Source organism: Deltaproteobacteria bacterium, assembly GCA_016874775.1.
In the GTDB taxonomy this organism is placed as follows: Bacteria; Desulfobacterota; Binatia; order Bin18; family Bin18; genus VGTJ01.
Genome location: VGTJ01000207.1, coordinates 1 through 9679 on the forward strand (window position 1 = coordinate 1; position 9679 = coordinate 9679).

Sequence of the window (9679 nt, forward strand, 5' to 3'; positions counted from 1 at the left end):
GTCGCCCGCGTTCATCCAGCTCTTCGACCAGACTTCGATACTTAGACCGAAGCCAGCACACAATGGTCTCGTCTCTCATCCCTGCTCTTGTGCAGAGGCTCTCCACTCCGGTCAATCACTATTGCGGTAAGTTGTTTCCTGCCACCGCCTTACTGTCCGTGAATCCGGTGAGGAGGAAGACATGATAAACAACGCGCAGGCAGCAGGTGGAGGGCAGTCGAGAACACTCGGGCAGTACGTGAGAAGCGCAGGATTCGGCCTTTTGTCGCTCTTCGTCGGACTGACTCTTGAACGGCTGAGTCTCACGTCTTCGTACCTGACAAACGTGATCCCCAGCAAAGTCGGACAGTTACAAGCAACGGTCACAGACCAGGCAGAGAAGCAACAACGAGTGATGGATGAGAATCAACGCCTCAAAGGCTTGATCGGTCGCGAACAAGCGTGCCAAGACGCTTTGAACATCTGCCAAAACGAAAAGAAGAAATGCGAAGAGGTTTCAGACCCCAGACCATAGGCTATGAGAGTTCATCGTTCTTCCCTTACGGCCTACAGCCCTTTGGTCTCCCTCCAGCCTATGGCGCGGTTGTCCATTCCCGCTGCCGCTGAATAAATCCAGTGACGACGTCTGCTGTCGCCGCTGGTAACTCGATGTTAAACAAATGGCTTGCGTTCGACAAAATCATTAAATCAGCATTGGGAATTCGCTGCGCTAACGTCACTGAGTTCTCTGGTGGGACTAAACCGTCTTCTTTTCCGGTAATCACCAACGTGGGAACCCGAATCTGCGGCAATCGTTCATAGGTATCATGGCTCAAGATTGCTTGCATTTGTTGCACCATGCCGTGCTTTGGTGTCGGATGCTGTGCGGATAGTTGGTTCAGTTCCAGCAACGTGTTCAATCGGTTCTGCAAAAACCATGGAGTTATCGCAACTTTTGTCATGACCAGTGCAGCTTGTTGGACCTCAACCGAGGCAATGTTCCCCAGCATATTCAGCACGTCTGGATCTTTTGACAGCACAGTGTTTGGTCCACCACAATTTGTACAGCCGAGCGTCAAAGTCTTTACTCGCTGCGGGTACCGTAACGTGAACTCTTGGGCGATCATGCCTCCCATGGAAATACCAAAGACGTGGGCCTGCTCAACCCTAAGCGCATAAAGAACACCGGCCGTATCATCAGCAAACATGGTCATCGAGTATGGCACATCAGGTTTATCGCTTCGCCCTACTCCACGGTTATCAAACGCAATGGTACGAAAATGCTGCGCAAAGGTCGGAATGTTCCAATGCCATCCGACTGCACTCACAGTGAACCCCATGATTAACAGTAACGGGGCACCACTGCCGTGTTCTTCATAGTAGATCTTGATGCCGTTGGAGTTGAGGTGAGGCATGTCTGCGATCCTTTCACTGATTGGTCGGGGACTTTGTTGCCTTCTTTTCCAGGAGTTGACGCTTCCAGTCGAGCATCCGCGCTTTTGCAGCTTCCGCTTCCGCCTCTGGCACCATACCTTTCTGCTGATAGAAGCGAGACATCAAAGTAAATCCCATTGGGTCTTCTGGTGTCAGCTCAGTCAATCGTCGCGCTGCCGCAATCGCATCGTCAAGCTGTTCAGCATCAGCATACGCGTGCGCCAAATCATGAGCAGCTTCGAGGTGATTCGGATCAATTGCCAGAATTGCTTGATACGCAGCTATTGCCTCTTCGGCATTCCCATCGCACAACAAGTCATAGGCTTTATCGTACATCGCTTGCAGATCAGCCATAGGCCCTCCTCACACGAGGAAATACTCAGCCCCAAAACTCTAACCCATTTGCCAGTGTCGACCAACCCCAGGGGAGGTTACGAACCCGAGCTTTCATGGCATCTTCAGCAATGACTCAACCAAACACACAACCCGAAGCACGCAACACCCCTATGTCACTCTCAGCCGTAGACACTCAAGTCCTCGATTTTATCCACAGCCCACAGGACAAAGACTTTAACGCTCTTGCCCTTGCAGTTTTTGCGCAACAATTCGAGCTCAACCTTCCGTATCAGCGGTTTTGTCAGGCTCGTGGACAGACTCCGAATACCGTTACACGATGGCAGGATATTCCTGCCGTGCCCACGGTCGCATTTAAAGAACTCGATTTAGCCTGTGGTTCACCAGAGAAGATTTTTCTCACCAGTGGCACCACTCGCGGCCAGGAAAAGCGTGGACGCCATCTTGTCCCTGATCTTGCACTCTACCACGCATCCGCACTAGGCCACTTCACGAGTTGCGTATTGCCTGACAATCGACGACTCCGCACCTTAGCGCTCATTCCTTCGCCAGAAGCACGGCCACAATCATCTCTGACCCAAATGGCAGAATGGATTATGACCAACCTCAGCGCGGCAGGAAGCACCGCCTTTATTGATCCACAGGGAGTGCATATCGAAGCGTTCGCAGACGCTGTGGCTCAAGCGCAGCGTGAAGGAACGCCGGTGTGCATTCTTGCTATTACTTCGGCACTGGTTGCGTTCTTTGATTGGTGCGAAACGCGAGAGCAGCAGTTCGCCCTTCCCGGTGGGAGCCGTATTATGGACACCGGAGGCAACAAAGGTCTCAGGCGACCAATTTCTCGTAACGGGGTCCTCCAGTCTTGCTGGAAATATTTGAAAGTCGCGGGGTACTATTGTGTCAACGAGTACGGCATGACCGAAATGGCCTCGCAATTTTACGACAACGTATTGTACAACCGCTTTCGGCAGAGTAACGAGCCACGCTACAAGATCGGTCCAGCTTGGGTGCGCACACTCGTAGTTGATCCTGAAACACTCGAAGAGGTGCCGCCGGGACAGGTCGGTATTCTGCGTCATTTCGATCTTGCCAATAGTGGCTCAGTCATGGCAATCCAAACTGACGATCTCGGGTATACCGTTGGTGACGGGTTCGAAATCACAGGACGGGCGCCAGGATCTGAAGCGCGGGGATGTGCGTTGATGTTGGAGGAGATTTTGCAAGCAGAGGGAGCGTAATACGTAAAGCGTAAAACGTAACCACTTCCCCTCCCCCTTTACGTTTTACACATTTACGTTTTATTTTCTCTCACGTGCACCCCGTTTCTCCCACAGGTCTCAGCAAACTGATCGACCAGATGCTCTTCGCCCGCGAGCAACACCTCGTCCATCGTCCACTGCAAGAAATCCTCACATGTATTGACGCAGTAATCGCCCGCTTGCTCGATCCTCATTCCGAGGAGCGACGTGAAGCAGAAACAACACTTCCCCCGGAGACCGGCCTCTCTCCGGCGATGGTCCGTCACACATTGCCACTCGTGTTTCAGGAGTATCGCGCTGAGCGATTAACAACGCTCCTGCAAGAAGAGTTCGGTGATCTCACTGCCCTCGATTCATTCGTCACAATCAATGGAAAACGACGCAGGGCCTATGGTCCGACATTAACCAGCCATGTCCTGGCGGGCAATCTTCCCGGCGCCGGGCTCGATAGCGTCATTTTTTCACTGCTGGTGAAATCAGCGACGCTACTGAAGACATCATCACACAACTCAAGTCTGCCGCTGCTGTTCGCTCGGACACTCACTCAGGTGGATCCCGAGCTCGGCGCCTGTTTAACCGTGGTTACCTGGCCTGGTGGCAGCTTACCATTAGAGGAAACCGCCTTCGGACGGGCGGATGTTGTCATTGCCTCAGGATCAGACAGAAGCCTTGCCGCTATTCGCTCACAAGTGAAAGGGAAGTTTATTGGTTACGGTCATAAGATTAGTTTTGCCGCCATCACCAAAGAAGCACTCAACGATGCCCAGACACTCGCGCAAAAAGCTGCGTACGATGTTGCTCTCTTTGATCAACAAGGCTGTCTCTCACCACAGCTCATCTATGTCGAAGAAGGCGGAGCGGTTTCGCCACAGATGTTTGCATCCTTGGTTGCCGAAGCGCTTACCGCATGGGAGCAAACGTTACCACGTGGGCAGGCCCCTCAGGATGTGAGTGTGGCCATTCGTCGCGCGCGCGATGAAGCTGAATGGCAAGCGGTGGCCGGGAAAGATGTCGCGCTCTATACGAGTTCACAGGGAACAGCATGGACCGTGATCTATGAGGCTGATCCAACATTTACTCCGTCACCGCTCTATCGTACGATTCGTATCAAGCCTCTTTCGTCGCTCACACAACTGCACGAACTGTTAATGCCCTGGCAGCCGTATCTTGAAGCCGTTGGCATTGCTGCTCCCGCGACACGAAACTTGGCGCTTGCTGACATCCTAGGGCAGGCAGGCGTCAGTCGCATTTGTCCCATCGGCACTATGCAAACCCCACCGCTGAGTTGGCGGCATGGCGGTCGGTCGCGGATCACGGATTTGCTGCGATGGGTTGAAGTCGAGCTCTAAAGAGCACATCATTACAAGCTCTGGATGTGGTTCTGGCCAATACTAAACTTTGTGCAGGTGACAATCAAAGGAAACATGAACTATGCTTCATCCTCGATACAGTAGTCAGGAGATCGCCGAACGTGGGCGCAAACTCTATGACGAGCAACTCCGTGACAAAGTGACACCAGGCAACATTGGTAAATTCTTAGTGATTGATATTGAAACCGGAGACTATGAGATTGATCAGGATGAAATGGCCGCACTCAAACGCGCCAAAGCAAAACGACCTGATGGTGCACGCTATCTCCTGCGTATCGGCCATCGGGGAGCCCATCGGATCGGTGGGACGATTCAGGTGAATCGCCCATGATTACAGGACATATCGTCGACGGACGAGAAGCCCGTATCCCTCTTTCCTTATTGGGAAGCCAGGGCCAGGTGGAAGCAACAGAGGCAGTCATCGATACAGGCTTTACAGATTTTCTTACCTTGCCCCTACCGCAGATTGCACGGTTAGGGTTTTCCTATGAGGGGATGATGCAAGTGATTTTAGGGAATGGACAATCCGCAGACCTCGATATGTTTACTGGCACAGTGGTCTGGGACGGGCAAATTCGGGAAGGCCTCGTGCTTGCCGTGGACGGTACACCTTTAGTCGGCATGGCTTTACTCACCGGCTCGCGGGTTTGCCTCGATGTCACCAACAATGGCTTGGTGACGATCGACCGCCTACCTTGATCCAAAACAAAACAGATAGTGATTAGAAAGAGAATAGAGAGGAACAAGCCACCCCGACAGTAAGTATAGAACCCAATCCCCTTTACCCTTCAGTTTCTAAAGTACTACTAGCACACTGGAAACCTAGTGTGGCCGTCACACTGCCTGGGAACGTACGAATGCCGGTGTCCAGGCGAAAAAATAAATGATCCTGCTCGCCAGTATCTTCCCACGATCCACCGCGCACAAAATGTCTTCTGCTCTTCTCGTCTACTACCCATTCCCGCACATTCCCTGCCATATCCAAGACTCCGTACGGCGAGGCACCAGCAGGAAAGAACCCAACTGGTGAGGTTCCCTTGTATCCTCCATGGTTCCAGTACCAGTTCAAATTTCGAGCATCCCACTCATTACTCCACGGAAACATGCGTCCATCCGCCCCTCGTGCTGCTTTCTGCCACTCTAAATCTGCTGGCAATCGTTTGCCTGCCCACCTGCAATAGGTTTCCGCCTTATCAGAGTATACACAGTTGATTGGGGGATTTCCGCGCTCGGTCTTGTTCCAGTTACAATCTCCTCCTGCACCTGGCCGTTTACATCGGCCTGCATCTACACAACGTTGATACGCTGAAACCGTCACCTCGGTCTTGTCTATTTTAAAAGCAGCAACATAGACCGGTCGCCCAGACTCCTCACCATTGTCACATTCAGCACCGTCTTTAGTACACTTCCCGAAAAACCTTCCTATCCCCTTCGGAACTACCACCATCTCGCTCGACCACTGACGTCTCTCTTCCTCCTGGCGCTGTCGCGTTTCTTCGAGTTTCCGTTCTGCTTCCAGTCGAGCGACTTCCCACTCTAACCTCGTTCTCTGTACGAAGGAAACGACTTGAGGCAACAACAGACCGACCATGATTCCTGACACGAATAGTACCCATAGCAACCGTTTTCGCGATCGAACTGTCGGTGCTGGGGAACGCCAAGTTGTTGTCGAGTACCTAACATATGCGCATCCTGACATGGCTGGCCGGTCTTTTCATGACTGGTACCTCGTACCGAGGCAGCAAGGATTCGCCACGATGAGCCGTCCTGACGCATTGCTTCAGATCTTTCCCCAGCCAGGAGGTGGCAATGCCACTTGTTCATCGAGCTTCGACTGCGAAACTTTTTGCATACTGGTGGAGAGCCAGACAAACATCTCAGCAAAGTTCAGCCCAAGCAACTTGAGCGGCGCACGCACGACAATGTTGCTCAAGCGTGCCATGTCGGCACTCTCAACCCCAACGGCAAAGAACACAACCCGTTTGTTGTCTTCGTCGTCTTTTATTCGTTGAGTCGCCCGCTCAACCACTCCGTCGGATTCTCCTTGTGGGGCACCGGCAGTAATCAAGAACACCCACGGACGATAATACGAGATGCCGTTAGCACGATACTGAACCTTGCGCGCCTGAATGAGATCCAGTGCTTTGTGGATCCCACTCCCCATGTGCGTGAGTCCTTGCGCGGTAAGCGTTGGCGGAGCGAAACGATCAGCAGAGATAAAGTCCTGCACGACCTGCGCCTCGCTATCAAAAGACACCACAGCGACTTCGACCCGTTTTGAGGCAAGGGCATCTTTGGTCAATTCATCTTGAAATATGCGCAATCCTTGATTGAGCGCAGCAATTGCTGCACCTTACATAGAACCCGAGGTGTCCAATAGCAATACGCAAGGGCGACGTGGCTCAGGATTCTCGGCAAACTCCACGGCATCTTCAAGCGTCGGCGTCTCAGGCATTATCCTCTCCCTTTTATTCCGAGGATGATGAGAACAACAAGTTTTGTTCTTCCTTTATCATGCAGAATGTACTGTTGGTCAAGCCAACAGTGGGACGCCTTTCGGCTTAATCACAGACTTGAGGTCGCAGCCTGCGACCTCAAGATGCAGTGGACGCCAGACTCTGCAGACAGACTGCTAACTTGAAGCCTCGGGCTCCGTCTCCCCAGACGAAGTTGACTCAACGGCAACGGAGGATTGCCGTGACGCCCCTCGACTATTCACAACATACACACCAAGACACACCCCCAGCACCCCAAGCAATTGCACAGGTGTGAAGGCCTCACGGAAAATGAGCCAACTGTACGCGACACCAAATACAGGCGCGAGGAAGGTCAGCGCTGTTACCCGCGTGGCAGAGTTACGTTGCAGCAACCAGGCATAGGCAACAAAACCAAATGCGGCAGAGATCAATCCCAGATACAAAATCGCCGCGACCGCACGTCCAGTAAACTCGAATGGTCGTCCTGCTTCTAACCACCAAGACAAAAGTGCCAGCAACGGCCATGATAGCCAACACTGCCAGCAGATCAGTGCCACCGGATGGATCCGACCAGCGGTTCGCTTCGTCGCAATGCCCGAGAACGCGCTCACAAGGGCACCGCTCAGAACAAAGATATCTCCGGCCAAAGTCGACGTTTCTCGCCCACTCAGCTTGGTAAAGAACAACGCAACGATACCGCACAGTGCCAGGCCGAGTCCGCAAAGTTTTCGACTCGTCAACTGATCACCAGGAAGAAAATACGGAGCAAGCAACGCAAGAAATAACGGCTGTGTGTAAAAGAATACCGTCGCTCTTCCTGCCGTCGTCCACGAGGTCCCAACATAGGCTGTGAGGTTGATATAAAAAAACATGACCGTCAGCACCGCCAGTGACTTCATCTCTGCAGGCCCATAGCGAAGCGGCACGCGTTGATAAAAAGCCCACAGCAACAGCACGACGGCAGTCAAGCCAAAGCGGATCGCACCGGAACCGATCACCGGCATATCCAAGGTACTGATCTTGATGCCAACAAACGCTCCGCCCCAAATAGCACAGAGAAGAACGGTCAGGGAGGTCGCAAAAAGATCAAGTGGCTGGTCTGCCACATTCGTCGTTTTTTTCTCCATCGCCGCTTTCCCTATCAGCAGGAACGACGAGAATCCAGAGAGGAACACCGGCAGCGACAAACACGATGAGAGAGAGCTTAATCAACCGCGTAAATCACCAGTGGATCGGTATGCGACCATCCCTGTAGTTTAGCAAGCAGCGCTTCGCGCACGGCATCGCTTACTATCCCGCGCTGATGGGTAACATCGACACTGTTGAGTACCACTCTTTTCAGCCAATGCGACTGCCGCTGATACGTTAAAACGATACGCCAGGACGGCGGCGGTTGAGAAGTCTGGCTGAGAAAATCGTAACGCGCTTTGTCGAAGATGAGAAAATGCTGATCCACCGCAACATAGGCTCGCTGCAGTGACGAAAGATCATCGGTCGAGTATTCCTGCTTGGCAAATTTCTCCGTCCCCATGATCTTGTATTCACGTGTAGGAGCAAAACGAGCGAAAAACCGCAGGAGATCGACATCGCGCTTCAGCGCATACAACGGGCGATCGGAGTGTGCCTCGGCAAAAGCATAGAGTACACGGACATTGTCCACTCGCTCACGATGACCTTCGTAGGAAAGAATCAGGCAGAGCATTCCGCTGACTCCCACAGCTGCAAGGCTCACATACTGGAATCGTCGTGACATGCGAGCCAGCAGCACAGCCGCAGCCACCAGCAGCGGTGCAGTAAACATCAGCATATAGTAGGGCACTTTATATATTGGCACGTAGGGCGTAGTGCTCGTCGGATAACAACTGAGCATCACCAGCAACGTTCCCGCCCACAAGAGCACGCTCCCATAACTTCTGGTGAGGCGCTCTTCCGTCTCCTGCCAACGCGGGACAACAAGGGCAATTCCGCCAAGGATTCCGAATAAGAGAAACACGGCACCGACGTGATGTATATCAACGAACATCCAGTACAGGTAATGCCACACTGACGTACTGAGGGTGTCGAGCTTCCACGCGGCAGCTTGCGCGGCAGACAGTTGGGCCGTATCTGCACGATCAGCCAGGACACTCTCCAGCCGCAGCCAACCGTTGCCTGAATACCAAGCAAACATGAGATATTCAGCCGTGAATATCACAGCAAAACCACAGGCAATCCATAGCTGAGACCAGTCAATACGCCGTCGGAGGAGGACAAGGACAAGAAAAAAGGGACAGAGAAGGACGGCCACAAACTTTGTCGCATACGCCATTCCCAAAGCGAGACCACTCGTGAAAAAGTATGATCTTCGTCCCCCTGGCGTGTCACTCTCATCTCCACGAACAAAGCAGTACAGAGCCAAGAGCAGCCAAAAACTCAGCGGTGCATCTGCCAACAACTGTCCTGCACAAGCCACTTCCAATGGGAATATCGCGATCAACACCGCAGCGAGATACCCTGCGTCACGACCACCGACATAACTGCCCAAGAGGTAGCCGACAGCTATGGTTCCAAGCGAGAGCAGCATCGACCAGAGCGCTGAGCTTACCTCGTTCACATCAAAGAGTCCGTAAAACACCCTCGTCGGCAAGAGGAACCCCCATCGCGTTGACGCTTCATAGAATGAACCCCCCAGCCATTCACCACTAAGGCATGGGCAAGAATTAAGTTACCGATTAAGAGCGAGGAAGAAGCGTATAGTTCCAATCGCCATGAAACTTACCGGGTTTGATATTGAGCGCTTGAAACTCATCGTCGGAGACCTGTAGGC

At 52.7% G+C, this 9679-nt stretch carries 10 protein-coding genes and 1 pseudogene; 5 read left to right on the forward strand and 6 right to left on the reverse strand.

Going from position 1 to position 9679, the window contains the following annotated elements; all coding sequences use genetic code 11:
- The first annotated feature begins 181 nt into the window (after positions 1-181).
- Positions 182-514, forward strand: coding sequence for a hypothetical protein (locus tag FJ147_24735; GenBank protein MBM4259093.1), 333 nt, complete (start codon positions 182-184; stop codon positions 512-514).
- 58 nt (positions 515-572) lie between these two features.
- Here the strand turns inward: FJ147_24735 and FJ147_24740 are convergent, their stop codons facing one another.
- Positions 573-1394, reverse strand: coding sequence for an alpha/beta fold hydrolase (locus FJ147_24740; GenBank protein MBM4259094.1), 822 nt, complete (start codon positions 1392-1394; stop codon positions 573-575).
- A gap of 13 nt (positions 1395-1407) precedes the next feature.
- Complete coding sequence (locus FJ147_24745; protein MBM4259095.1) at positions 1408-1767, reverse strand: tetratricopeptide repeat protein; 360 nt, start codon at positions 1765-1767, stop codon at positions 1408-1410.
- Positions 1768-1862: 95 nt separating this feature from the next.
- On the opposite strand from FJ147_24745, the gene FJ147_24750 reads away from it, so the two are divergent.
- From FJ147_24750 to FJ147_24765, 4 genes are all read left to right on the forward strand, one after another.
- Positions 1863-3005 carry a long-chain fatty acid--CoA ligase gene (locus FJ147_24750; protein MBM4259096.1) on the forward strand — a complete coding sequence of 381 codons (1143 nt, stop codon included), beginning with the start codon at positions 1863-1865 and terminating at the stop codon, positions 3003-3005.
- 119 nt (positions 3006-3124) lie between these two features.
- The gene (locus tag FJ147_24755) at positions 3125-4375 is read left to right on the forward strand and encodes a hypothetical protein (GenBank protein ID MBM4259097.1); all 1251 of its coding nucleotides are present in this window, start codon (positions 3125-3127) and stop codon (positions 4373-4375) included.
- Positions 4376-4457: 82 nt separating this feature from the next.
- A complete protein-coding gene (locus FJ147_24760) occupies positions 4458-4727 on the forward strand; it encodes a hypothetical protein (protein MBM4259098.1) in 270 nt (89 codons plus the stop codon).
- Positions 4724-5095, forward strand: a complete 372-nt coding sequence (locus tag FJ147_24765) for a clan AA aspartic protease (GenBank protein ID MBM4259099.1) — start codon at positions 4724-4726, stop codon at positions 5093-5095. The genes FJ147_24760 and FJ147_24765 overlap by 4 nt, the downstream gene beginning before the upstream one ends.
- A gap of 82 nt (positions 5096-5177) precedes the next feature.
- On the opposite strand, the gene FJ147_24770 is transcribed toward FJ147_24765, so the two are convergent.
- From FJ147_24770 to FJ147_24785, 4 genes and pseudogenes are all read right to left on the reverse strand, one after another.
- Positions 5178-6095 carry a formylglycine-generating enzyme family protein gene (locus FJ147_24770; protein ID MBM4259100.1) on the reverse strand — a complete coding sequence of 306 codons (918 nt, stop codon included), beginning with the start codon at positions 6093-6095 and terminating at the stop codon, positions 5178-5180.
- An 81-nt stretch (positions 6096-6176) separates the two neighbouring features.
- Positions 6177-6851 (reverse strand): annotated as a pseudogene (locus FJ147_24775) (VWA domain-containing protein).
- A gap of 177 nt (positions 6852-7028) precedes the next feature.
- A complete protein-coding gene (locus FJ147_24780; GenBank protein ID MBM4259101.1) occupies positions 7029-8000 on the reverse strand; it encodes a DMT family transporter in 972 nt (323 codons plus the stop codon).
- A 77-nt stretch (positions 8001-8077) separates the two neighbouring features.
- Entirely contained in the window at positions 8078-9544 is a 1467-nt protein-coding gene (locus tag FJ147_24785; GenBank protein ID MBM4259102.1) for a phospholipid carrier-dependent glycosyltransferase, read from the reverse strand.
- Between the last annotated feature and the right edge of the window lie 135 nt (positions 9545-9679).

Excerpts from the sequence above, each read along its gene's own strand:
- FJ147_24735 (MBM4259093.1), top strand. The coding sequence starts at position 182 with ATGATAAACAACGCGCAGGCAGCAGGTGGAGGGCAGTCGAGAACACTC.
- FJ147_24740 (MBM4259094.1), bottom strand. The coding sequence starts at position 1,394 with ATGCCTCACCTCAACTCCAACGGCATCAAGATCTACTATGAAGAACAC.
- FJ147_24745 (MBM4259095.1), bottom strand. The coding sequence starts at position 1,767 with ATGGCTGATCTGCAAGCGATGTACGATAAAGCCTATGACTTGTTGTGC.
- FJ147_24750 (MBM4259096.1), top strand. The coding sequence starts at position 1,863 with ATGGCATCTTCAGCAATGACTCAACCAAACACACAACCCGAAGCACGC.
- FJ147_24755 (MBM4259097.1), top strand. The coding sequence starts at position 3,125 with ATGCTCTTCGCCCGCGAGCAACACCTCGTCCATCGTCCACTGCAAGAA.
- FJ147_24760 (MBM4259098.1), top strand. The coding sequence starts at position 4,458 with ATGCTTCATCCTCGATACAGTAGTCAGGAGATCGCCGAACGTGGGCGC.
- FJ147_24765 (MBM4259099.1), top strand. The coding sequence starts at position 4,724 with ATGATTACAGGACATATCGTCGACGGACGAGAAGCCCGTATCCCTCTT.
- FJ147_24770 (MBM4259100.1), bottom strand. The coding sequence starts at position 6,095 with ATGTCAGGATGCGCATATGTTAGGTACTCGACAACAACTTGGCGTTCC.
- FJ147_24780 (MBM4259101.1), bottom strand. The coding sequence starts at position 8,000 with ATGGAGAAAAAAACGACGAATGTGGCAGACCAGCCACTTGATCTTTTT.